General features: G+C 69.6%; 20 protein-coding genes. 17 read left to right on the top strand and 3 right to left on the bottom strand.

Going from position 1 to position 24222, the window contains the following annotated elements; all coding sequences use genetic code 11:
- Positions 1–27: 27 nt before the first annotated feature.
- Positions 28–708, bottom strand: coding sequence for a TetR/AcrR family transcriptional regulator (locus tag IF188_RS00720; protein WP_191169874.1), 681 nt, complete (start codon positions 706–708; stop codon positions 28–30).
- A 160-nt stretch (positions 709–868) separates the two neighbouring features.
- Here IF188_RS00720 and IF188_RS00715 point away from each other — a divergent pair, with 160 nt between their 5' ends.
- From IF188_RS00715 to IF188_RS00690, 6 genes are read left to right on the top strand one after another with little or no spacing between them, the layout of a single operon-like run.
- Positions 869–2626: an amidohydrolase gene (locus tag IF188_RS00715; RefSeq protein WP_318152687.1), complete on the top strand. Its 1758-nt coding sequence runs from the start codon at positions 869–871 to the stop codon at positions 2624–2626.
- Between the two features lie 36 nt (positions 2627–2662).
- Entirely contained in the window at positions 2663–4312 is a 1650-nt protein-coding gene (locus IF188_RS00710; protein ID WP_191169873.1) for an ABC transporter substrate-binding protein, read from the top strand.
- Between the two features lie 60 nt (positions 4313–4372).
- Entirely contained in the window at positions 4373–5329 is a 957-nt protein-coding gene (locus IF188_RS00705; RefSeq protein ID WP_191169872.1) for an ABC transporter permease, read from the top strand.
- Positions 5329–6192 (top strand): ABC transporter permease, encoded by an 864-nt coding sequence (locus IF188_RS00700; RefSeq protein ID WP_191169871.1) that lies wholly within the window; start codon positions 5329–5331, stop codon positions 6190–6192. Before IF188_RS00705 ends, IF188_RS00700 begins: the two co-directional genes overlap by 1 nt.
- Positions 6189–8063 (top strand): dipeptide ABC transporter ATP-binding protein, encoded by a 1875-nt coding sequence (locus IF188_RS00695; RefSeq protein WP_191169870.1) that lies wholly within the window; start codon positions 6189–6191, stop codon positions 8061–8063. The genes IF188_RS00700 and IF188_RS00695 overlap by 4 nt, the downstream gene beginning before the upstream one ends.
- Complete coding sequence (locus IF188_RS00690; RefSeq protein WP_191169869.1) at positions 8060–8665, top strand: histidine phosphatase family protein; 606 nt, start codon at positions 8060–8062, stop codon at positions 8663–8665. The genes IF188_RS00695 and IF188_RS00690 overlap by 4 nt, the downstream gene beginning before the upstream one ends.
- 429 nt (positions 8666–9094) lie before the next feature.
- Here the strand turns inward: IF188_RS00690 and IF188_RS00685 are convergent, their stop codons facing one another.
- On the bottom strand, positions 9095–9784 hold the full coding sequence (locus tag IF188_RS00685; protein ID WP_191170278.1) for a YqaJ viral recombinase family protein: 690 nt from the start codon (positions 9782–9784) through the stop codon (positions 9095–9097).
- Positions 9785–10203: 419 nt separating this feature from the next.
- On the opposite strand from IF188_RS00685, the gene IF188_RS00680 reads away from it, so the two are divergent.
- The 8 genes from IF188_RS00680 (at position 10204) to IF188_RS00645 (ending at position 19196) form a co-directional block, all read left to right on the top strand.
- On the top strand, positions 10204–11049 hold the full coding sequence (locus IF188_RS00680) for a hypothetical protein (RefSeq protein WP_191169868.1): 846 nt from the start codon (positions 10204–10206) through the stop codon (positions 11047–11049).
- Positions 11050–11471: 422 nt separating this feature from the next.
- Positions 11472–11960 (top strand): 50S ribosomal protein L10, encoded by a 489-nt coding sequence (gene rplJ, locus IF188_RS00675; RefSeq protein ID WP_191169867.1) that lies wholly within the window; start codon positions 11472–11474, stop codon positions 11958–11960.
- A 53-nt stretch (positions 11961–12013) separates the two neighbouring features.
- Complete coding sequence (rplL, locus tag IF188_RS00670; RefSeq protein WP_191169866.1) at positions 12014–12397, top strand: 50S ribosomal protein L7/L12; 384 nt, start codon at positions 12014–12016, stop codon at positions 12395–12397.
- A gap of 287 nt (positions 12398–12684) precedes the next feature.
- The gene (locus IF188_RS00665) at positions 12685–13611 is read left to right on the top strand and encodes a carbohydrate ABC transporter permease (RefSeq protein ID WP_191169865.1); all 927 of its coding nucleotides are present in this window, start codon (positions 12685–12687) and stop codon (positions 13609–13611) included.
- A complete protein-coding gene (locus IF188_RS00660) occupies positions 13598–14518 on the top strand; it encodes a carbohydrate ABC transporter permease (protein WP_191169864.1) in 921 nt (306 codons plus the stop codon). Before IF188_RS00665 ends, IF188_RS00660 begins: the two co-directional genes overlap by 14 nt.
- A gap of 106 nt (positions 14519–14624) precedes the next feature.
- Complete coding sequence (locus tag IF188_RS00655; RefSeq protein WP_191169863.1) at positions 14625–15968, top strand: ABC transporter substrate-binding protein; 1344 nt, start codon at positions 14625–14627, stop codon at positions 15966–15968.
- A 265-nt stretch (positions 15969–16233) separates the two neighbouring features.
- A complete protein-coding gene (locus IF188_RS00650) occupies positions 16234–18090 on the top strand; it encodes a DUF6807 family protein (RefSeq protein WP_191169862.1) in 1857 nt (618 codons plus the stop codon).
- Positions 18087–19196, top strand: coding sequence for a Gfo/Idh/MocA family protein (locus tag IF188_RS00645; protein WP_191169861.1), 1110 nt, complete (start codon positions 18087–18089; stop codon positions 19194–19196). The genes IF188_RS00650 and IF188_RS00645 overlap by 4 nt, the downstream gene beginning before the upstream one ends.
- Positions 19197–19204: 8 nt before the next feature.
- Here IF188_RS00645 and IF188_RS00640 read toward each other — a convergent pair whose 3' ends face one another.
- Positions 19205–20242, bottom strand: coding sequence for a LacI family DNA-binding transcriptional regulator (locus IF188_RS00640; protein ID WP_191170277.1), 1038 nt, complete (start codon positions 20240–20242; stop codon positions 19205–19207).
- Positions 20243–20478: 236 nt separating this feature from the next.
- Between IF188_RS00640 and IF188_RS00635 the strand changes: the two genes are divergently transcribed.
- The 3 genes from IF188_RS00635 to IF188_RS00625 all read left to right on the top strand — a co-directional run bounded on the left by IF188_RS00635 (position 20479) and on the right by IF188_RS00625 (position 24202).
- Positions 20479–21822 (top strand): ABC transporter substrate-binding protein, encoded by a 1344-nt coding sequence (locus IF188_RS00635; RefSeq protein ID WP_191169860.1) that lies wholly within the window; start codon positions 20479–20481, stop codon positions 21820–21822.
- Between the two features lie 62 nt (positions 21823–21884).
- Entirely contained in the window at positions 21885–23225 is a 1341-nt protein-coding gene (locus IF188_RS00630; protein WP_191169859.1) for a carbohydrate ABC transporter permease, read from the top strand.
- Positions 23225–24202: a carbohydrate ABC transporter permease gene (locus IF188_RS00625; protein WP_191169858.1), complete on the top strand. Its 978-nt coding sequence runs from the start codon at positions 23225–23227 to the stop codon at positions 24200–24202. Before IF188_RS00630 ends, IF188_RS00625 begins: the two co-directional genes overlap by 1 nt.
- Positions 24203–24222: the final 20 nt, after the last annotated feature.

The following is a 24222-nucleotide window of genomic DNA, read 5'->3' as shown; positions in this document are numbered from 1 at the left end:
CGCTCCGGATGCGACGCGAGCTGCGTGTCAGTTCGCTCCGGCCGCGCGCTCGGCGGAGCGGATGACGGCCTCGACGCCCAGCGCGAACAGCTCGCGGTCCTCGAGGTCGAGCAGCTGCGCCGACACCGCCGCGATGTGCGGGTGCGTGCGCGGGTCGACCAGGAGCGGTCCCTCGAACCAGGGGCTCGCTCCGTCGGCCTCGTCGCCACCCCGCTCGGCGCGGGCGCGGGCGACGCCGGCGGCGCTCGACAGCATCTGCGAGGCCATCAGGGCGTAATGCTGCACCAGGACGTCGCCGGTCAGTCCCGCGCGCGAGAACGCGTCGAGCATGAATTCGATCGCCGCCAGCTCGCCAGGGCCGTGTGTCGTGAGCACGACGGCCTCCTGGCCGACGGCCGGATGCCGGTAGAACAGCGACAGCGTCGCGGACGCGAGCTGGCGCAGTCGCTCGCGCCACTCGTCGGGGGCGGCGGTGACGGCGGCGAGGCCCTGCAGCGTCAGCTCGTCGAGCAGGGCGGCCATCAGATCGTCCTTGCTGCGGAAATGGCGGTAGATGGCCGTCGGGTCGGTGCCGAGCTTCGCGCCGAGATCGCGGATCGAGAGGGATGCCACACCCGGCGCGGCGGCGAGCTCGAGCCCTGCGGCGACGATCGTGGCACGGTCCAGCCGCTTTCCGCCCGACTTCTCGGTCGCCGTTCGTCCCGCCATGTTCCGCCTCCGTCGCCGTCTCATCGTGCCACGCCTCGCGACGCCGGCTGTGACGGCTCGATCATAACGGTCTGATCAACACGGCTGTCAACAGTGTTGACATCGGTGGTGACGTCGATCTATCGTCAGTCGACCCGTTCGATGACGAAGGAGAGGTCCCGTGGGCACCGACGCCACCCCCAGCAGCACCCGCGCGGTCGAGTGCGCGTTCGCCGACACCGTCTTCACCGGCGGTGCCGTGTTCACCTCCGACGCGGTGCCCGCCGGCAGCACGCAGGCGCTCACCGGTCGCACCGTCGCCGTGCGCGACGGCCGCATCGTCGCGGTGTGCGCCGACGACGAGGCATCCGCTCTCATCGGTCCCGACACGGTCGTCGTCGACCTGGACGGGGCCCTGCTGGCGCCCGGGTTCCAGGACGCGCACATCCACCCGGTGTCGGGCGGCGTCGAGCTGCTGCAGTGCAACCTCACCGAGTCCGAGGACGCCGCAGACACGCTCGCGAGGATCGCCCGCTACGCCGCCGAGAACCCCGAGGTCGACTGGATCGTGGGCGGCGGCTGGTCGATGGACCACTTCCCGGGCGGGGCGCCGCTGCGAGGCCTTCTCGACGAGATCGTGCCCGACCGGCCGGTGCTGCTGGCGAGCCGCGACCACCACAGCGCATGGGCCAACACCGCGGCGATGCGCCTCGCGGGAGTGGACGCCGCGACCCTCGATCCCGTCGACGGTCGCATCGAGCGCGAAGCCGACGGATTCCCCGCGGGCACGTTCCACGAGGGCGCCGGCGACCTGTTCGCCGAGGTGCGTCCGGCGGTCTCGGCCGACACCGCGTACGCCGGCCTGCTGCGCGCTCAGGACGAGCTGCTCGCGCTGGGCATCACCGGGTGGCAGGACGCCCTCGTCGGCAACTTCCCCGGAATCACAGGTGGCCTGGCCACCTACCGGCGCGCCCTCGCCGACGGCACGCTCAAGGCGCACGTCGTCGGCGCCCAGTGGTGGGAACGCGCCGAGGGCGCTGAGCAGCTCGACGAGATGATCCGGCTGCGCGACGAGATCGCGGCCCTCGGGCAGTCCGACCGCTTCTCGCTCGGCTCCATCAAGTTCATGGTCGACGGCGTCGCCGAGAACCAGACCGCCGCGATGCTCGAGCCCTACCGCGACACGCACGGCCACGACACGCACAACCGCGGACTGTCGTTCATCGCTCCCGAGAGGCTGCGCGACTACGCCGTCGCGGCGGATGCGGCGGGGTTCCAGCTGCACTTCCACGCACTCGGAGACCGTGCGGTGCGCGAGGCGCTCGACGCGCTGCAGGACGCCCGCGAGGTCAACGGCGACACCGACGGCCGCCACCACCTCGCCCACATCCAGGTCGTCGCCGAGGCCGACGTGCCGCGCTTCGCGGAGCTGGGCGCGGTCGCGAACATGCAGCCGCTGTGGGCGTGCCACGAGGACCAGATGGACGAGCTGACGCTGCCGTTCCTCGCCGCCTCGGCCGCCGACCGGCAGTACCCCTTCGGCGACCTGCACCGTGCCGGGGTGCGTCTGGCGGGCGGGAGCGACTGGCCGGTGTCGACCGCCGACCCGCTGGCCGGCATCCACATCGCGGTCAACCGCGTGGCGCCGCTCGAAGACGCCGAACCGCTCGGCGGGCCGGCGCAGCGTCTCGACCTGGCGACCGCGCTCGCCGCCTACACGTCCGGCACCGCGTTCGTGAACCACCGCGACCACGACACTGGCCTCGTCCGCGAGGGATATCTCGCGAACCTCGTCGTCGTCGAACCCAACCCGTTCGACGTGCCGGCCGACCAGCTGTACACGTGCCGCGTCGCCTCGACGTGGATCGACGGCGAACGCGTGTACGCCCGCACCGTGGAGACGGTGGATGCCGGGGGCCCGGCATCCACTCGTCTCTGACTTCCCGCACCCGATCACCTTCAGAGCCGAGGAACCATGTCCACCACCCGACGCACCGCACGTCGCCTGAGCGCCGCCGCGGGCATCGCCGTCGCCGGCGCGCTCGCCCTCGCCGCCTGCAGCGCCCCCGCCGCCGACGACGAGAAGACCCCCGCCCCCGAGTGGGAGCTCACCGCCCAGACCGACGCACCGTCGGGCGACATCGACTCGTTCACATGGGTCAGCTACTCCGAGCCCTACTCGCTGGACTACGCGTACGCGTTCGACTACTCCGACAACCAGGTGCTGTCGAACGTGTGCGAGTCGCTGCTGCGGCTGAACCCCGACTACACGCTGACGCCGGGACTCGCCGAGGCGTACGAGCACCCGACGCCCGACACCTGGGTCTACATGATCCGTCAGGGCGTCACCTTCCATGACGGCACGCCGCTCACCGCCGACGACGTCGTCGCGTCGATGAGCCGCCACCTCGATCCCGAGGTCGGGTCGTCGTGGTACTCGGTGTATCAGAACGTCGCGTCGATCGAGAAGACCGGCGATCGCCAGGTGACCGTCACGATGACGCAGCCGAACTCGCAGTTCAACCTCGCGATGGGCGGCTCGGCCGGCGTGATCGAATCGGCCGCGACGCTCGCCGAGAAGGGCGCCGACTACGGCAACTCGACGGGGCTCGTCAACTGCACCGGCCCGTTCGAGCTCACTGCGTGGAAGTCCGGCGAATCCGTCACCCTGAAGCGCTACGACGGCTACTGGGACGACACCCTGCGCGCGAAGGCGGGCGAGGTCGACATCCTCTTCATGACCGACTCGAACGCACGCGTCAACGCGCTGAAGTCCGGCGAGGTCGACGGCGGCTGGATGATCCCCACCGACGCGATCGCGCAGCTGCAGGACTCCGGCAAGGGCGAGGTCTACTTCGGACTCAACACCGCGGTCGGCAGCCTGATCGTGAGCGACCTCGAAGGTCCGCTGGGCGATCTGCGCGTCCGTCAGGCCCTCATGATGGCGATGGACCGGCAGGGGATGCTGGATACTGCCGCCAAGGGCTACGGCGAGGTCACCAACGCCCTCACCACCGAGTCGGTGTGGGTGGGCGCGAGCGACGCCGCGATGACCGCGGCGTTCGACGGACTGCAGGAGTACGACCACGACCTGGATGCCGCGAAGAAGCTCGTCGACGAGGCCGGGGCGGCCGGTGAAGAGATCGTCATCACGACCGCGCCGATCGGCAACGACTTCGCCGTGATCTCGCAGGGCGCGGCCGCCGCCGCACAGTCGATCGGGCTGAAGGCGAAGATCGAGACCGTCAGCCCCAGCGCGTACACGGCGCTGTTCTCCGACCCGAGCGCCCGCGAGGGGACCGACCTCTTCTACACCTCGTGGTACCTGTCCAGCCCCGACCCGCTGGAGATGTACAGCGTGCTGCGTACCGGCGAGTTCAGCAACTACGGCAACTGGAGCGACCCCGACTTCGATGCGCTCGTCAACGAGGCCGTCGCCATCGACGACCCCGCCGCGCGCAGCGACGTGACGGCGAAGGCCCAGCGCATCACGAACGAGCAGCTGCCGTGGCTGCCCCTGTTCGAGGGGCCGATGACGGTGTTCCTCGGCGACCGCGTGACCGGCGTGGCCCCGTCCGTCGCGATGCTCTACTACCCGTGGGCGGCCACCATTGGCGCACGGTGACCTCGCGCGGGGCCGGGCCTTCGGGCCCGGCCCCGCGCCCTCCCCACGAAGGGAGCGACGATGATCGCTCTGCGCCGGATCGCCGGCAAGCTCGGCGGGCTGCTGCTGACGCTGTTCCTGGCATCCCTCCTCGTCTTCTTCTCGCGGTTCCTCGTGCCGGGCGACCCCGTCGCGTTCCTGCTGCGGGGACGCAAGCCCAGCCCTGAAGCCGTCGCCCAGGTCACTGCGCAGTACGGACTCGACCTGCCCCCCTGGCAGCAGTACCTGAACTGGGTCGGCGGCATCCTCCACGGCGACCTCGGCCGGTCGCTGCAGTACCGGCAGGACGTCACCGCGGTCCTCGGCGAACGGCTGCCGGTCACGCTCGGGCTCGTCGTCATCGCCGGAACGATGATCGCCGTCGTCGGTCTCGTCGCCGGCGCGATCGCAGCGCTCAACCGCGGGCGGCTGGGCGACCGGGCCATCCTCATCGGCCTCACGGTGCTCGGGGCGATCCCGTCGTTCGTCGGCTCGATCGTGCTCATCGCGGTCTTCGCGGTGCAGCTCGGCTGGTTCCCGTCGTTCGGCTCGGGCGAGGGGTTCTGGGACACGGTGTATCACCTCGTGCTGCCTTCGACAGCGCTGGCGATCGTGTTCGTGGTTCTCGTCGGCAAGGTCACCCGCTCGTCGATGATCGACCAGCTGGGCCGCGAGCACGTCGAGGTCGCGATCAGCCGAGGGCTCCGGCGAGGGACCGTGATCCGCCGCCACGTGTTCCGCAACGCCGTGGGGCCCATCCTGACGGTGAGCGGCATGCTCGTGGCCGGGCTCCTCGTCGCGAGCTCGATCGTCGAGGCCGCGTTCGGCCTGGCCGGCATCGGGTCGCTGCTCGTGCAGTCCGTCGACCGCCTCGACTTCCCCGTCGTGCAGGCGATCGTCCTCCTCGTGGTGACCGCGTTCGTCGTCGTGAACGCCGTCATCGACGTCCTCGAACCCTGGATCGACCCGCGATCCGCCGCCGGAGCAGGTGCCCGCTGATGACCACGACCCCGACGCTCGCCGTCAAGGTGCTGCGCGCGCCGCGGCTGCCGCGCACGACCCTCAGCTTCGCGATCGCCCTGGGCGTCGTCGCGGCGATGACGCTGGCCGCGATCTTCGCCCCGTTCCTCGCGCCGTATGATCCCGACGCCGTCGACTTCGCCGCCGTCTACGCCGGTCCGAGCCCCGCGCACTGGCTCGGCACGGACGGTCTCGGCCGCGACACCCTGAGCCGCCTCATCTACGGAGCCCAGACCGCACTGCTCGGACCGCTGCTGGTGGTGGTCGCCTCGACGGTGCTCGGGATCCTGCTGGGACTGCTCGCCGGGTGGCGCGGAGGCTGGATCGACGCCGCGCTCGGGCGCGTGTTCGACGTGCTGTTCGCGTTCCCGTCGCTGCTCATCGCGATCATGGCGGTCGCGCTGTTCGGCAAGGGGCTCGTCGCCCCGGTGATCGCCATGAGCATCTCGTACGCGCCGTTCGTGGCCCGGCTCACCCGCTCGCTCGTCGCCGCCGAGCGCAGTCGCCCGTATGTCGCGGCCTACCGCGTGCAGGGCTTCGGCGGCGCCTGGATCGCGCTGCGGCGCGTCCTGCCGAACGTCACGCCGATCGTCGGCGCCCAGTCGACCCTGAACTTCGGGTACGTGCTCGCCGAACTCGCCGGGCTGTCGTTCCTCGGCCTCGGCGTCCAGCCGCCGACCGCCGACTGGGGCGCGATGATCAACGAGGCCCAGGCGGGCCTCCTCGGCGGGCACTTCCTGCCGGCGATCGTCCCCGCCGTCGCCGTGGTCGTCGTGGTCGTCGCCGTCAACATCATCGGAGAAGAGCTCTCCGACCGCATCGGAGGAGAGATCCCGGCATGACCCCGGCCACGATCGACCAGCGCGACGGCGCGGTGACCCGAGCTCCCGCCCTGCTCGACATCAGCGATCTCACCCTCGACCTGCCGGGAGGCACGCGACTGCTGCACGGCATCTCGTTGTCGGTCGCCGCGGGCGAGACCGTCGGACTCGTGGGGGAGTCCGGGTCGGGCAAGTCGCTGACCGCGCGGACGGTGCTGGGGCTCGTCCCCGACCGCGCCGCCGTGAAGGGCCACGTTCTGCTCGGCGGAGCCGATGTGCTCGCCGCCCCCGGGCCGCAGCTGCGGCAGCTGCGGAGGCGTGGAGCGGGCATGATCTTCCAGGATCCCCGAGCGGGCATCAACCCGATGCGCACCATCGGCGATCACCTCACCGAAGCGCTGCGCTTGGCCGAAGGCTGGTCGGCGCAGGATGCGCGTGCGCGAGCGATCGAGCTGCTCGCCGCAGTGCGCCTGCCGCGGCCCGAGGACCACCTGCGGCAGTACCCGCACGAGTTCTCGGGCGGGATGCTGCAGCGCGTCATGATCGCGGGCGCCCTCACCACGTCTCCGCAGCTGCTGGTGTGCGACGAGCCGACCACCGCCCTGGATGTGACGACGCAGGCCGAGATCATCGGCGTGCTCACCGAGCAGCGGGCCTCGCGGGGCATGGGGATGCTCTTCATCACCCACGACCTCAACCTCGCCGCGTCGCTGTGCGACCGCGTCTACGTCATGAGCGGAGGTCAGGTCGTCGAGCAGGGGCGTGCGCACGATGTGCTGCGGGCCCCGAGCGCCGAGTACACGCGCCGGCTCGTCGCTGCCACGCCGACGCTGGTCGGGGCGGCACCGAGCGCTGACGACGGGCGGGGCGTCGGAGGTTCTGCGCGACACGCCGGATCGGAGCATCCGCTGGTCGGCGGGTCGTCGAAGACCTCCGACGCCGGGTACGGGGGTGCGGATGCCGGCGGCCCGGCAGCCCCGATGCTCCAGGCATCGGGGGTGTCGAAGACCTATCTGCGCCGCGGCAAGGAGCCGGTGCGAGCCGTCATCGACGCGTCGGTCGAGGTGCCACGCGGCGGCGCGCTCGGAGTCGTGGGGGAGTCGGGGTCGGGCAAGTCGACGCTCGCGCGCATGATCGTGGGGCTCGAGGGCGCCGACGCCGGCGAGATCCGCATCGACGGTCGTGAGCGCACCGCGGTGCCGCACGGGCGGGCGGAGCGCATCGCGCACGCCCGCAGCGTGCAGATGGTGTTCCAGGACCCATACCTGTCTCTCGACCCGCGGATCACCGCGGGCCGTGCGATCGAAGATGCACTGCGGCTGCACGCGCGCCTGGGCTCGGCCGAGGCACGCGCGCGGGTGCTGTCGCTCCTGGAGCAGGTCGGCCTCGGTGAGAAGCATGCGGCGGCGCGGCCGCGCACGCTGTCGGGCGGTCAGCGGCAGCGCGTCGCGATCGCCCGCGCCCTCGCGATCGAGCCCGACGTGCTCGTGATGGACGAGGCCACCAGCGCCCTCGACGTGTCGGTGCAGGCGCAGGTGCTCGACCTGGTCGACCGCATCCGGTGCGAGCGTGGGCTGACCGTGCTGTTCATCAGCCACGATCTCGCGGTGGTGCGTCGCGTGTGCGAGCAGACGGTCGTGATGCGGCGGGGCGAGATCGTCGAACGTGGCGACACGACGACCCTGCTGGTCGCCCCGCAGCACGAGTACACGCGCCTGCTCATCGACTCCGTGCCCAAGCCGGGGTGGGATGCGGGCGCCGCCGGCGCGGAGGTCGAGGCCGTGCTCGGCACCGCTTCGGACCGGGTGGATGCCGCCACCCCCGCCGACGCCGGGTCGGAGGCGGCGGCGGTCGAAGAAGCGCGGATCGAGGCATCCGGGCAGGCGCGATGACGGGACGGGTGCTCGTCGCCCGTCACGGCGAGACGATGCTCAACGTGCTGGCCCGCGTCCAGGGCTGGTGCGACTCCCCGCTCACCGAGCGCGGCCGGGCCGAGGCGGCCGCGCTCGGTGTCTCCGTCGGCGCGGCGGGCTCCGTGGGAGCCGTGTTCTGCGCCGACTCGGGGCGGCATCGCGAGACGGCGGCGCTCGCGATGCCGGGCGTCCCGGCGCGGGCCGACGCGCGGTGGCGTGAGCTCGCGTTCGGTGCCTACGAGGGAGCGTTGAGCGCCCGGCTCTGGAACGACCTGCGGCGCGCCTACGGTCCCGCCGACGGCGGCGGGGTGCTCGAAGCGCTGGTCGCGCTTCCGGACCTCGCCGATCACGGTGCGCTGCCCGTCGAGTCCGCGGCGACACTGCGGGCGCGTGCACGCGAGGCGTTCGAGATCGCGGCGGCCGAGGCACCCGTTCACGACGTCCTCGTCGTCACGAGCGGATTGACGATGCTCGCACTGCTGGCTGAACTCGACGTCGACGCCTCTCGGTTCGACGGCGGCGTGCACAACGGCGCCCACGTCGTTATCACGCGGCGTAGCGGTGGCTGGCGCGTGGAGTGAGTGCGCGCGGCCCGCGCGACGAGGGTGCGCCCGTGCGATCCGATGCGACGGGGTTCGCCGTCGACGCGGGTGTGTCCGATTCGGGCAATGAACTTCCCGTTCACACCGGGTGAGTGAACTTCCCGTTCACACGGGGTGAGTGAACTTCCCGTTCACATGGGGTGAGTGAACTTCCGGTTCACACGGGGTGAGTGAACTTCCGGCTCACACGGGGTGAGTGAACTTCCGGCTCACACGGGGTGAGTGAACTTCCGGCTCACACGGGGCGAGTGAACTTCCGGCTCGCACGGGGCGTGCGCGGGGTGTCCGGGGCTGTGTGAACGGGAGGTTCAGCGAGGCGATGTGAACAGGACGTTCATCATGGTTTGAGAGCTTCTGATCTCGGCGCGAACCTTGCCGGTCACTCGGCGCGGCGGCAGTCTGCAGCAGTCAGTCGGCCAGCGCCAGCGCGCGGAAGGGTTCGCGCGGGGGAGTGGGCGGCTGCGGCATCCGCTCGCCCTGGCGTGTGCGGGTGTGACGCAGATACAGCTCGTCGATGAGGGCCGTGGCCAGCCGAACGAGTTTCGCGATCTCGGCGTCGTCGCGGTCGACCCACGCGCACCGCGGCTCATCGCCGACAGGGACGAAGTCGTCGTGCTGCTCCCACGCGACGAGAGTGCGCTCGGCACCCAGCACATGCTGCTGCCACCAGACCTGCCGCAGGTAGGAGCGGGGGATGCTGCGCCACGCCTTGTTCGTCGTCTTGATCTCGGCGAGCGTCACACGCCCTGCCGCATCGACCGCGATGCCGTCGGGCGTCGCGAGATGGCGCTTCTCGACGACCGCGTGGAAGAGCGCCGATGACGGCTGGATGCCGTGGGTCGCGGCGACCCAGCCGGCGATCTCGGGCTCGCGCGCCCGCCCGTGGGCGGTGTAGGCGTTGCCCGAGAAGCCCGAGCCCATCAGCTTCGCGTCGGCGGCCCGTGCGATCGCCTTCTCGGAGGTCAGCGTCGCGACATCGGTGGCCGTGATGCCCCGAGAGCGTGCCCGCACCCAGGCGACCCGATCGCGCGAGTCCGCGACGATGCGGGCCGCGAGCTCAGGAGCCTGCGCCGCGAACGCGGGCACGGCTGCGGGCATCGGGGTCACCTTTCGAGGCTACGCCGCCGTGCCGACATCCGCCGACGCGACGCGCGTTCTCGTCGATGCCTGCTGTCCTTCCTGTCGACAACGCGGTTTCTCGCCGAACCACCACGATCTCGACGCAGACGACGAGGTCGCTCGGCGAGAAACCGCGTTGTCGGATCGGGGTCGAGCGGGCTTCCTCCCCAACGGGGCTCGGATGCGGTCATCGACGAGGATTCCACTTTCGCCCGCCGGCGTGTGCCGCGGCGAAACGACCGTGTCAGCATCCTGTGATGCCTCACCACATCAGCTTCGCGCAGGCGCGCAGCGTGCTCCTCACTCGCGAGGCGCTCGATCGCAACAGATGGCGGGAGCGTGAGATCGCGCGATCCGTGTCGGCGGGTGAACTGCGGCGGCTGCAACGCAACCAGTACGTGAAGGACGCCGACTGGGATCCGCTGTGGCCGGAGTCGAGACACCGGATTCAGGTGGCCGCGGCCTTCGCGGAGATGCGGGGAGGCGACTCGGTCGCGTCGTACGACTCCGCCGCAGTGGTGTGGGAACTCCCGCTGTACCGCTGCACCCCTGAGGTCGTACATGTGACGGTTCCCGACGGCAAGCACATCTCGAGCCGGAACGGGATGCGTCGCCACGGCGATGCGCTCGCCGACAAGGACGTGACGGTCCGGGAGGGGATCCGCGTCACGACGCTCGAGCGCACGGTACTGGATCTCGCCTGCACGCTGCCGTTCGCAGCGGGACTCGCGGCGGCAGACGCGGCGCTCCGGCTCGTCGCCTGCGACGACGGCGCATACGACGAAGCGGGTGCGCAGACGTGGCGAGACGAGATGCTGGCGAGAGTCGCGGGCGGCGTCGGTCGTCGCGGAGTCAGGACTGCGGCGGAAGTCCTCGCTCTCGCGGACGGTCGGGCGGAATCTCCTGCGGAGAGCGCGGGTCGCGGGCACCTGCACAGGCTCGGTTTTCGCCGGCTTCGACCTCAGGTCGAGGTGCGGGGGCCTGACGGGAGGGTGTTGCGCGTCGACGTCGAGATCGAGGACATCGCCACGTTCCTTGAGATAGACGGCGCGGGCAAGTACCTCGACGAAGCGCTGCGGACCGGACGGACTGTCGAGCAGGTGATCCTTGACGAGAAGCGCCGCGAGGACTGGATCCGTGGGACGACCGGCAAGCGCATGGTCCGCGTCGACGAGAAGCACGTCCGCACTGCGGAGGCGCTCGCTGCGCGGCTGTCGTCCTTCGGCATCTCGTTGCCGCGCTGACATCCGGTTCCCCTGGATGCCGACAACGCGGTTTCTCGCCGAGACAGCATGTCGTACCCGGCGCTGACGTGGTCGCTCGGCGAGAAACCGCGTTGTCGACGAAGAAGGGGGGAGGAGGAGGGGGGAGGGGAGGAGGGGGCGGCGGCGGACGGGAGGGGGAGGGGCGGACCGCGGATTTGGCGGGGGGCGGGGGATCACGTACTCTGGAGGAAGCCGAAGACCGCCGGTCATCGTCGTGCGTGAAAGCGCACGGGATCGAAGCACTGCATCAGCAGGGGCCCGCGCAGGTGTCACGATGATTCTCTTGAAGCTCCGTGCGCTTGCGCCGGAGCTTTTTCTTTTGCCTGCTGAGAGCAGATGAGCGGATGCCGCCGGCCGGCGCCCCGCCATCGCGGAGCGTCTCATCCACACAAGGAGTGACCATGGCGCAGAAGGATGCATCGGTCGCCGAGCTCACGAAGAACTTCGAGAACTCGAACGCCGTCCTGCTTACCGAGTACCGCGGTCTGACGGTTGCCCAGCTCAAGCAGCTGCGCAACAGCATCCGTCAGGACGCGGAATACGCCGTGGTGAAGAACACGCTGACCAAGATCGCCGCGAACAACGCGGGGATCACGGCGCTGGACGAGGACCTCAAGGGCCCCTCGGCCATCGCGTTCGTGCACGGCGACTTCGTCGCCACCGCGAAGGCTCTGCGTGACTTCGCCAAGGCCAACCCGCTTCTCGTGATCAAGGGTGGCGTTTTCGAGGGCAACGCCCTCAGCGCCGACGAGGTCAACAAGTACGCCTCGCTGGAGAGCCGTGAGGTTCTGCTGGCGAAGGCCGCGGGCATGATGAAGGCGACGATGGGCAAGGCTGCTGCCACCATCGACGCGCTTCGCGAAAAGCTGGAGACCGCCGAGGCCGCGTGAGCGACCCGTACGTCTTCCCCACACAAACCCCATTCATCTAGGAGATACACATCATGGCGAAGCTCACCACTGAGGAGCTGCTCGAGCAGTTCGCTGGCCTGACCCTTGTCGAGCTCAGCGAGTTCGTGAAGGCGTTCGAGGAGAAGTTCGAGGTCACCGCTGCTGCTCCCGTCGCCGTCGCCGGCGCCGGTGGCGCGGGTGCCGAGGCTGCTGCCGAGGAGGAGAAGGACTCGTTCGACGTCATCCTCGAGGCTGCCGGCGACAAGAAGATCCAGGTCATCAAGACGGTCCGCGAGCTCACCTCGCTGGGCCTCGGCGAGGCCAAGGCTGTCGTCGACGGCGCCCCCAAGGCCGTCCTCGAGGGCGTCAACAAGGACGCGGCCGACAAGGCCAAGGCCGCCCTCGAAGAGGCCGGCGCGACGGTTACCCTCAAGTAATCTCGTTCCTTCCACGAAAGCCCCGGGTGCTCGCACCCGGGGCTTTCGTCATGCCCGGGGGTCGCCGAAGACGGCCCGCACACCGGCATCTGAGTAAGCCCTATCTCACGCTTCGACGACCGATCTGCCGCGATTTTCCGGAAAGGCTTGCGTTCCGGCATCCACTCTGGCAAGAATGAGAAAGCGCATTCCAGAAAGCGCATTCTCGACTCTTCGACGACGATGAATCCGGAGGACGCGGTGACGACGACGCACCGTCCCGATACCAGGCCGCACGAGGCCGCGACATGAGCGCACTCGGCGAGCTCACCCGCCTGAAGGGCGCCAAGGCGGTCGGCAAGAAGCAGAACAAGGCCGCCTACCTGTTCCTCGCGCCGTGGTTCGTGGGCCTCGCCCTCGTCACCATCGGCCCGATGCTCGCATCGCTCGGTCTGTCGTTCACGCGGTACAACCTGCTGAGCCCGCCCAAGTTCAACGGCCTCGACAACTACGTGCGCATGTGGGAGGACGAGCGCCTGCACACCGCGCTGCAGGTCACCTTCACGTACGTGCTGGTCTCGGTCCCGCTGCAGCTGGCCGTCGCGCTCTTCCTGGCGATCATCCTCGATCGCGGTCTGCGGGGGCTCGCCTTCTACCGATCGGCGTTCTACCTGCCGTCGCTGCTCGGCGCCAGTGTCGCGATCGCGATGCTGTGGCGTCAGATCTTCGGCGTCGACGGGCTCATCAACCAGGTGCTCGCGTGGTTCGGCATCGAGGGACAGGGATGGATCTCGAGCCCCGACACGGCGCTGGGCACCCTCATGATCCTGCACGTGTGGACCTTCGGGTCGCCGATGATCATCTTCCTCGCGGGGCTGCGTCAGATCCCCTCGATGTACTACGAGGCGGCGGCCGTCGACGGCGCGAACAGGCGTCAGCAGCTGTTCCGCATCACGATCCCGCTGCTCACCCCGATCATCTTCTTCAACGCGGTGCTGCAGCTGATCGGCACGTTCCAGTCGTTCACGCAGGCCTACATCGTCTCGGGCGGCACCGGCGGCCCCGTCGACTCGACGCTCTTCTACACGCTGTACCTCTACCAGCAGGGTTTCGCGAACTTCAACATGGGCTACGCCTCGGCGATGGCCTGGCTCCTGCTGATCATCACCGCGCTGCTCACCGTGGTCGCGTTCTGGTCCTCCAAGTTCTGGGTGTTCTACGATGACGAAAATTGATCCCGAGCCCATCGTGGCCCTGCCCACCGAGACGGTCGTCACGGGGCGTCCGCCCGCCAGGCGCCAGTCCAACCCGTTCCGCAAGCCGCTGACGAGCATCATCCGCCACACGCTGCTCATCGCGCTCGCGGCGCTCATGCTCTACCCGGTGATCTGGATGGTCGTGAGCTCGCTGCGGCCCAACGACGAGATCTTCCGTGAGCCGGGCATCATCTTCGACAGCTTCGAGATCTCGAACTACACCGACGGCTGGAACGCGCTGCAGTACCCGTTCAACGTCTACCTGTGGAACTCCGCGGTGATCGTCGTCGGGTGCATCGTCGGCAACCTCATCTCGTGCTCGATGGCGGCCTACGCGTTCGCGCGGCTCGAGTTCACGGCCAAGCGGCTGTGGTTCGGCATCATGCTGCTGAGCATCATGCTGCCGATCCACGTGATCATCGTCCCGCAGTACATCCTGTTCTCGCAGCTGGGCTGGGTGAACACGTTCCTGCCGCTGATCGTGCCGAAGATGCTGGCCGTGGACGCCTTCTTCGTGTTCCTGATGGTGCAGTTCATCCGCGGCATCCCGAAGGAGCTCGACGAGGCTGCGCGGATCGACGGCGCCGGGCATCCGCGCATCTTCCTGCAGGTGATCCTGCCGCTCATGACGCCGGCGCTCGCGACCACCGCGATCTTCACCTTCATCTGGACGTGGAACGACTTCTTCTCGCAGCTGGTGTTCCTCACCAAGCCCGAGCTGTACACCGTCCCCCTCGCACTGCGGTCGTTCGAGGACGCCCAGAGCGTCACCAACTACGCGCAGATGTTCGCGATGAGCGTCGTCTCGCTCATCCCGATCTTCCTGATCTTCCTGTTCGGCCAGAAGTTCCTCATCAAGGGAATCGCGACGACCGGGATCAAGTGACATCCAGAGGCACTGGATGCCGCACCACAGTTCACGGACCGGGTGGTCCGTCCTCATCACACCGCACCACCCCCACACACCGACTCCGGTCGAAAGGATGCAAGACATGCGACGCAACCGAACCGCAGCCCGCTGGGTGCAGTTCGCCGCGTTCGGCGCAGCGACGACGCTCGCGCTGACCGCGTGCGCAAGCGGGACCCCCACCGAGGAGCCGGCCACAGGCCCGACGCTGTCGGACGAGCCCGTCACCCTCACGTTCACGTGGTGGGGCAATGACGTCCGCCACGAGATCACGCAGCAGCTGATCGAGGCCTTCGAGGCCGAGCACGACAACATCACCATCGAGCCGCAGTACACCGACTGGGCCGGCTACTGGGACAAGCTGGCGACCACCGTCGCCGCCGGCGACGCACCCGACATCATCCAGATGGACGAGAAGCAGCTGTCGACCTACGCGGCCAACGGCGTGCTGCTGGACCTCGGCACGCTCGGCGACCAGCTGCCGACGGGCGACTTCCCTGACTCGGTGCTGGGCACGGGCGCGCTCGACGGGACGCAGTACGGCATCCCGGTGGGCATCAACACCTACACCTACATGGCGAACACCGATCTGCTCGACAGCCTCGGCATCGAACTGCCCGACGACGAGACCTGGTCGTGGGACGACCTCAACGAGATCGCCGAAGAAGTCACCGAGAAGAGCGGCGGCGCGGTCATCGGCTCGCAGTCGTGGGGCTTCGAGGACGGCGGCCTCAACAACTGGCTGCGCCAGCACGGCGAGTCCCTGTACGCCGAGGACGGATCGCCCGAGGTGGCCGCGAGCGAGAAGACCCTCGCGGCGTGGTGGCAGAACCTGCTCGACGTGACGGAGGCGGGCGGCACGCCCGACCCGTCCGCCACGATCGAGCGCGAGTCGGCGGGTCTCGCCGAGTCGTTCACCGCGACCAACCAGTCCGCGTTCGGCCCATGGTGGTCGAACCAGGTGGCAGCCCTGCGCTCGGCGAGCGGCCAGACTCTCGTTCCGCTCATGGTGCCGACGACCGACGAGGGCGAGGGCACGGCGGCCTATTACAAGCCGTCGATGTTCTGGTCGGCCTCTGCCAAGACCGAGCACCCGGCCGAGGTCGCGCTGTTCCTCGACTTCCTCTCCAACAGCGAAGAGGCGGCCGACCTGCTGCTCGCCGAGCGCGGCGTCCCTGCGAACGAGAAGATCCGCGAGTACATCACGCCCAAGCTCGGCGAGGTCGATCAGGAGGTCGTCGCATTCCTCGACGAGATCGCGCCGCGCGTGGGCGACGCCCCGCCGGCGACCCCGCCGGGTGGCGGCGCGATCGAGACGATCATCGACCAGCACACCCAGAAGGTGCTGTTCGGCGAGCTGACGCCGGCCGACGCCGCGAAGAGCTTCATCAAGGAGCTCCAGCGCGCGCTCGACGACGCAGCGATCTAGCCGGCGACGGGCTGCGCCAGCCCCCCGGGCGCAGCCCTCGCCCTCAAGACCGCACGGGGCCGGACCGAAGTGATGAGGGGTCCGGTCCCGGGCGGCACCGCCCGAGCCCGCGGCACCGCCCGGCCGCGCAACACCGGCCCGCACCCGCGCCGGGTCGCGTCGGCAGCGGCGGACGCGGGAACCGCGGGCGCGGCATCCCTCACCCGCGCGAATGCGCCCCACCGTGCCCGCGCACGCCCATGATTGACGAAAGAGAGGATCCGGTTTGACCGAGGTCACGTCGCGCCCCATCACGATGGCGCAGGTCGCACAGTACGCCGGTGTGTCGCAGGCGTCGGTGTCGCGCGTCCTCAACGGCGTCGCCACGGTCGATCCCGCGATCGTCGCGAAGGTGAATCGCGCCGTCGCGGCCCTGAACTACTCGCCGAGCGAGGCCGCCCGCAGTCTGGTGCGAGGGAGCAGCCACACGATCGCGCTGCTGGTGCCGGACCTTGAGAATCCGCTGTTCCAGGGCGTGCTCAAGGGGCTGACGGTCGCCGCCGCCCGCGACGGATACCGCGTGCTCGTCGCCGACAGTGCCGAGGCGGTCGGCGTCGAGGCCGAGATCGCGAGCGAGGCGCGCAGCAAGTGCGATGCGCTGGTGCTCGTCTCGCCGCGCATGCCCGACGCCGAGCTGCGCGAGCTCATCCAGCGGACGACCCCGGTCGTCGTGGTGAACCGCCGCGTCGACGACACGCCGGCCGCGCAGCTGTCGGTCGACTACGCGACGGCGATCAAAGAGCTCGGCACGCATCTGCGCGGCTTCGGCCATCGCCGCATCGCCTACGTCGCGGGGCCCCCGCTCAGCTACGCGAACGAACTCCGCGCGCAGGGGCTCGGCGAGCTGGCGCGCGAGTACCCCGACCTGGAGTTCCTCACCATCCCGGCGGGGTCGAGCATGGAGTCCGGCTACGACGCGGCGGACGCCGTGCTCGAGACGGGCGCGACCGCCGCGATCGCCTTCAACGACCTCGTCGCCCTCGGTCTGATGTCGCGCCTGCGCGAGGTCGGCGTCGAGGTGCCGGAACAACTGTCCATCGTCGGGATCGACGACATCCCGCAGTCCCGTTTCGCCGCCCCTCCGCTGACGACAATGTCGGTCCCGCGGATCGAGATCGGGCGGCAGGCCTGGAATCGCATGCGTCAAGCACTGGACGGCGAGAGCGCCGACCACCCCCTGTTCTATCGACCCGTCCTCGTGCCGCGCCGCAGCTCCGGCCCCGCCTCTCACGCGAGCGGCTGGGTCGGCCCCGCCCGACCGGTGCTGCGGCTCGGCTCGACCGTGGTCGCCCAGTACGAAGAGGGCACCAGCGTCGACTCGGTGCTGTCGCCGCGTCCGTACCTCGACGCGGTCATCTCGCGCACCGGCACCCCGCTGACGGTCACCGAGCCCACCGATCACCCGCACCACCTGGGCGTCAGCCTCGCGATCGCCGACGTCAACGGCACGTCGTTCTGGGGCGGCCGCACCTACGTCCGCGGCGAGGGGTCGATCATGGTGCCCAACCACGGCCGCCAGCGCCGCGACCGCCTGCACATCGACGGTCACGTGCTCGACGAACGCCTCAGTTGGGTCGACCAGAGCGGCACGACGCAGCTGGTCGAGGTGCGCGAGCTGCGCTCGGCCGAGCTCGCGAACGGCTGGGCGCTGCGCTGGCGCAGCCACCTCAAGGCGACCCTGGATGCCATCACGTTCGGCTCGCCGGCGACCAACGGGCGCGAGGGCGCCGGGTACGGCGGCATCTTCTGGCGGTTCGCGCCCGAGATCGCGCGCGTGTTCAGTCCCGCCGGCGACACCGAGCGCGAGGTGCACGGCGCGACGACCGAGTGGCTGGCGTTCACGTTCCCCGACCGCGGCACCACCGTCGTGCTGACGCAGGGCGCCGAGCGCATGCCGTGGTTCGTGCGCTTCGCCGAGTACCTGGGCGCCGGGCCGTCGGTGGCGTGGGACGAACCCCGCACGCTGCCCGAGGGCGGCGAGCTCGACCTCGAGCTCACGGCCTACGTGCTCGACGAGGAGCTGGCGGATGCCGCCGCCGTCGAGGCGGCGCTGCCAGAGCTGAGGGCCGAGGCCGGGCTGTGACGGAGCGCCTGCGCGTCGGCATCGCCGGCGTGCATGGGCACGGCCGGTCGCACGTCGAGGCCACGCTCTCGCGCGCCGCGGAGCTCGAGCTCGTCGCGGTCGCCGATCCCCGCGGCGGCGGAGCGGTGCCCGACACGACGCACGTCTTCGCCGACGCGGCCGCGATGATCGACGCCGTCGAGCTCGACATCGCGATCCTCAGCACTCCGATCCCCACCCACGCCGAGCTCTCGCGCCTGGCACTGTCACACGGCGCCCACGTGCTGCTGGAGAAGCCGCCGGTTCCGTCGGTCGTCGATCATCGGGAACTGCTGAGGGCGGGGGATGCCGCATCTCGGGCGGTGCAGGTCGGTTTCCAGTCGTTGGGCAGCGCGGGGGTTCCGGCCACCGCCGAGGTCGCGGCATCCGGCGTCATCGGCGACGTCGTGCACTACGGCGCCGTGGGGTCGTGGTCGCGTTCCGAGGAGTACTGGCGCCGGGCGCCGTGGGCCGGCCATCGCGTGATCGACGGCCGGCTCGTGGCGGACGGCGTCGTGACGAATCCGCTCGCCCACGCGGTCGCGACGGCGTTCGCGATCGCCGGCGCCGTCACGCCGGAGGACGTCGTCGACGTCGACGCCGACCTGCGCCGGGCGAACGACATCGCCACCGACGACACGTCGTCGCTGGTCGTGAGGCTGCGCGGCGGCGCGCGGCTGGCGGCCGGACTGGCGGTGACGGCACCGCGGCGCACCGAGCCGCACGTGCTGGTGCGCGGCACGCGCGGCCATCTGGTCTACCACTACACGCTGGACACGCTGCACGTCTTCCGCGACGGCCGCGCGCTGCCGCGCACCTACGGGTTCGAGCGTGTCGCGCTGCTGGACGATCTGGTCGGCCACGCCCGCGACGGGTCCGATCTCGTCGCGCCGCTCGCACGCACCGGCGCGTTCACGCGAGTGCTCGAAGCCGTCGTCGGCGGTCCGCCGCCGACTCCGGTCGCGGGCAGCCTCGTGCGGTCCGAGCGCCGCGGTGACGAGATCTTCCGTGTCGTGGATGGCGTGGAGGATGCCGTCCAAGCCGTCGCGTGGGAAGGTCGTACGTTCCGCGATCTCGGGGTGCTCTGAGGCGGCGCTCAGCGTCCGACGCCGATGATGGCCGACGCGTCGTCGTCGACGGGCGCGGTGGAGTTGCGCACCACGAGCGGGGACGGCTCGTACAGCCGGTGGATCGGCGAGTCCGGCTCGTCGAGCTGACGCAGCAGCAGCTCCGCGGCCGCGCGGCCCTGCTGATGAGGGCGCTGCTGCAGCGTCGTCAGCGAGAACATGTCCGCGTACGCGTGATCGTCGATGCCGACGACGCTGAGGCGCTCTGGCACGCGGATGCCCAGGCGCCGCGCCGCGATGATCGCGCCCACCGCGACCTCGTCGCACACCCCGACGATCCCCGTCGGCCGCGTGCGGCGGTCGCCGAGCAGGTGGACGGCGGCGCTGTACCCGCCCGGCATGGCCACCTCCGATTGGACGTGGCGAGCGGATGCCGCAAGCCCGGCATCCCGCATGGCCGAGAGGTACCCGTCCAGCCGGCGACCGTCGCCGAAGCTCGTGCGGCGCCCGTCGGGATCGCCGCCGAGGAACACGATGTCGTGATGGCCGAGGCCGATCAGGTGGTCGGTCGCGATGCGCGCAGCCGCCTGGTCGTCGATCGAGACCGCGTTGGTGCCCACGTCGTAGCCGCCGACACTGACCACGGGCTTGCCGAATGCGACCAGGCGCTCCAGTTCGCGCGCGCTGGGCTCGATGCCGATCGCGATCAGGCCGTCGAACCTCTTGCGGGCGAGGAAGTGCTCGAACATCTCGCGCCGTGCGGCCGATTCGGGCGCCGCTCCGTACAGGGCCAGGTCGTACCGGCGCTCCAGCAGGGCGTCCTGCACCCCTTCGAGCACCTGCGCGAAGAACCAGCGGTCCAGCGACGGCATCACCACGCCCACCGTCTGCGTGCGACCGGTCACGAGGCTGACCGCGCTCGTGGTGGGGACGTAGCCGAGGGCGGTCGCGGCATCCCTCACCCGCACCCGGGTGGACTGCGAGACGTACCCGCCGCCGGTCAGCGCACGCGAGGCGGTCGACTTCGACACGCCTGCCGCGCGCGCCACATCGGCGATGCCCGCCATCGGGTCCTCCTCGCGCTGCACCCCGGTCCGCGGTCGTCCGGAACCGGTTCCAGAGTTCATCTTGCCCTCGTCGTGCCGAGTCCGCCAGCCGGACGGCGCTGTTTACCGACTTGTGACCCACGGTCATTGTGCGGCTCTGCGGCATCCCCTAGCGTGAGCATGGAATCGGTTCCCGATCTCTCACGTGCGGGGGGCACACGAGTGCCGCCCGCGGACTCGAAGAGGAGGCAGACACCATGACTGCATTGCGATCCCGCCGGCGACACGGCTACATCGCACTCGGCTTGGCCACCGTTGCGGCTCTCACACTCGCCGGATGTGCCGAGGGCGGCGACGAGGGGAATACGGACGACGGCTCGCTGGAAGGGGAGACCGTCCAGATCGCGGGCGGCATCACCGGCACCGAGGCGGACGCGCTTCAGAAGTCCTTCGACGCGTTCACCGCCGACACCGGCATCAAGGTCGTGTACACCGGCGACAAGGGCTTCGAGGGCAACATCGTGACGAAGGTCGACGGCGGCTCGGCCCCTGACATCGCCATCGTCCCGCAACCCGGCCTGTTCCGCTCGCTCGTCGACACCGGAGAGGTGGTCGAGGGCAGCGACGAGGTCGAGGCGAACGTCGACGAGTACTGGGCACCGGCCTGGAAAGAGATCGGCTCGGTGGATGGAACCTTCTACGCCGCGCCGATGCTCGCGAACCTGAAGGGCTACATCTACTACTCGCCGAAGAGCTTCCAGGAGTGGGGCGTCGAGATCCCCGAGACGTGGCAGGAGCTGCTGGATCTGACCAAGACGATCCAGGAGAAGACCGGCCAGCCGCCGTGGTGTGCCGGGTTCTCGTCCGAGGCCGCGTCGGGCTGGCCCGGCACGGACTGGATCGAAGACCTCGTGCTGCGTCAGTCCGGTGCGGACGTCTACGACAGCTGGGCGAACGGCGACACGCCGTTCACCGACCCGGACATCGAGTCGGCGTTCGACGAGGTGGCCAAGGTGCTGCTCGACCCGAAGTACGTCAACGCCGGCTTCGGCGATGTGAAGAGCATCAACTCCACCGCGTTCGGCGACCCGATCGCCGCGGCCGTCGCGAACGGGACGTGCGCGCTCACGCACCAGGCGTCGTTCCTCACCGCCAACTTCCTCGCGGTGCAGACGGCCGACGGTGCGACGCCCGACGTGGCGGAGGACGGCGACGTCTACGCCTTCCTGATGCCGGGCTTCGAGGGCGAGCCGTTCTCGGTGTCGGGTGGTGGCGAGCTCGTCACGCTCTTCTCCGACGACGCCGCGACGCAGAAGGTCGCGGAGTACATGTCGACGCCCGAATGGGCCGATGCCCGCGTGTCGCTGGGTGGCGCCATCTCGGCGAACACCGGTGCGGACCCGTCGCTCGCGTCCAGCAAGTTCCTCACCGACGCGATGACCGTCCTGCAGGACCCCGACACGGTGTTCCGCTTCGACGCCTCGGACCTGATGCCGGCCACGGTCGGGTCGGGCTCCTTCTGGCGCGGCATGGTCGACTGGATCGACGGCAAGCCGACGCCGCAGGTGCTGGAAGACATCCAGGCAGGTTACGAGAACTGACGCCCGGCGCCGAGGCGACGGCTGATCCGTCGTCGTCGACGACGACGGAGGAAGGGCGGACCATGTCCCAGACCGCAGCCTCGGTGGATCAGGCTGAAGTGCCACCGCCGCCGGACCCGGCGAAACGCAAGCCGCCGTCGCGCACGACCACCCGGATCGTCGTCGCGGTCGGCTTCATCCTGATCGCGGCGCTCGTGATCTTCCTGTTCCTCAGCCCGCCGAACCCCGATGCGCGGCCGACGTCGCTGGGCTTCTCGTTCAACTCGTTCTTCCAGTGGATCGGCGAACTGGGGCCGATCGTGCAGATCCCGATCGTCCTGCTGGTGTTCGGGGTCGTCGTCGCGGTCCTCCTGGTGCTCATCGAGTACGCCCCCCGCAAGGGAACGGGCTACTTCTGGCTGCGGCTGATCTCCAGCTTCGCGATCCCCTTCGTGGCGCTGATGATGCTGCGGCCCTATCAGAACGCGGTCCTCTACGTCGTTCCGATCGCGCTCATCGCGGGCGGCCTGCTCTTCTACGCCGACTACCGGGCACGCGAGGGCGCCGGGTACCTGTATCAGCTGACGCTGTTCCTGGCGCCCGCTGCGATCCTGATCCTCGTCGGCCTCGTCTATCCGACCATCTCGACCGTCATCCAGTCGTTCTTCGACAAGACCGGCGAGAACTTCGTCGGCTGGGAGAACTACCGCTGGGCGTTCACCAACCCGCAGGGGTTCTGGTCGATCATCAACACCCTGATCTGGGCGATCTTCGCGCCGATCTTCTCGACCATCGTGGGGCTGGCGTACGCGGCCTTCATGGAGCGGGCGCGCGGAGACCGGATCCTCAAGATCCTGGTCTTCATCCCCTTCGCGATCGCGCCGGTGAGCATCAGCCTCATCTGGAAGTTCGTCTACGACTACCGGCAGGGCAACCAGATCGGCATCCTCAACGCCATCGTGGTCGCCTTCGGCGGCGAGCCCGTCCGCTGGCTCGACACCTGGCCGCTCGTGAACACGTTCTGCCTGCTCTTCGCGTTCGTGTGGGCGCAGACGGGATTCGCGATGGTCGTGCTGTCCGCGGCGATCAAGGCGGTGCCGGCGGAGCAGATGGAGGCGGCGCAGCTCGACGGCACCAACGCGTGGCAGCGGTTCATCAACGTCACCGTCCCCGGCATCCGCACCGCCATCGTCATCGTGCTCACGACGATCACGATCTCCGCGCTGAAGCTGTACGACATCGTGGCCGTGATGACGGGCGGTCGCTCGAACTCCACGGTGCTCGGCTTCGAGATGGTGAACCAGCAGCAGCGCTTCCAGAGCTACGGTCACGCCGCGGCGCTCGCCGTGCTGATCTTCGTGTTCGTGACACCGCTCATCATCTACAACGTCAGACAGCTGCGCCTGCAGAGGGAGGTGCGATGATGACCGCTGTCGACGAGAAGACGAGCCCGCAGTTCGACAAGTCGGCCGCGCGCAAGGTGGCGCGTGAGACCCGTCGCAACGAGGCGCAGGCGCAGAAGCGGATGACCTCGCCCGTGGCGACGGTGATCGCCATCGCGATCGCGTTCCTGTGGACGATCCCGACGCTGGGGCTCTTGATCACCTCGTTCCGCCCCGGTGCCGATTCGGCGTCGACGGGCTGGTGGACGGTCTTCACGAACCCGGACTTCACCACCGGGAACTATCAGGACGCGCTGACCTCCGGCGGCACGGCGCTGACCCTGGGGCAGTCGTTCCTCAACTCGCTCGCGATCACCATCCCGGTGACGATCTTCGCGCTCGCCATCGCATCGCTGGCCGCCTACGCGTTCGCGTGGATGGACTTCAAGGGGCGCGGCATGCTGTTCGTCGCGGTCTTCGCGCTGCAGATCGTGCCGATCCAGATGGCGCTGGTGCCGCTCCTGAGCCTGTTCTCGCGCGGGCTCGAGATCGGCGACGTCGCGGTGTTCCCGGGCCTGGAGATGCGCGATGTGGACCACAGCTTCGCGACGATGTGGATCGCCCACGTCATCTTCGCGCTGCCGCTGGCGATCTTCCTGCTGTACAACTTCATCGCCGAGATCCCGTCCGATGTGATCGAGGCGGCGCGCGTGGACGGCGCGGGCCACGGGCAGATCTTCTTCCGGATCATCCTGCCGCTGGCGACCCCGGCGCTCGCGTCCTTCGCGATCCTCGAGTTCGTGTGGGTGTGGAACGACCTGCTCGTGGCGACCATCTTCGCTCCGACGTCGTCGCTGCCGATGACGCAGACGCTCAACTCGCTGTCGGGCTCGTGGGGCGACCGGTGGTACCTGGTGTCGGCGGGCGCGTTCCTCGTGCTGATCGTGCCGATGATCGTGTTCCTCGCGCTCCAGCGCTTCTTCGTCCGAGGCCTGATGGCGGGTGCGACCAAGGGCTGACCATCGTCGGAGGAGGGATG

Source organism: Microbacterium helvum, assembly GCF_014779795.1.
Classification (GTDB): domain Bacteria; phylum Actinomycetota; class Actinomycetes; order Actinomycetales; family Microbacteriaceae; genus Microbacterium; species Microbacterium helvum.
Note: the sequence above shows the minus strand (reverse complement) of the source record. Positions and strands in the feature narration are given on the sequence as shown.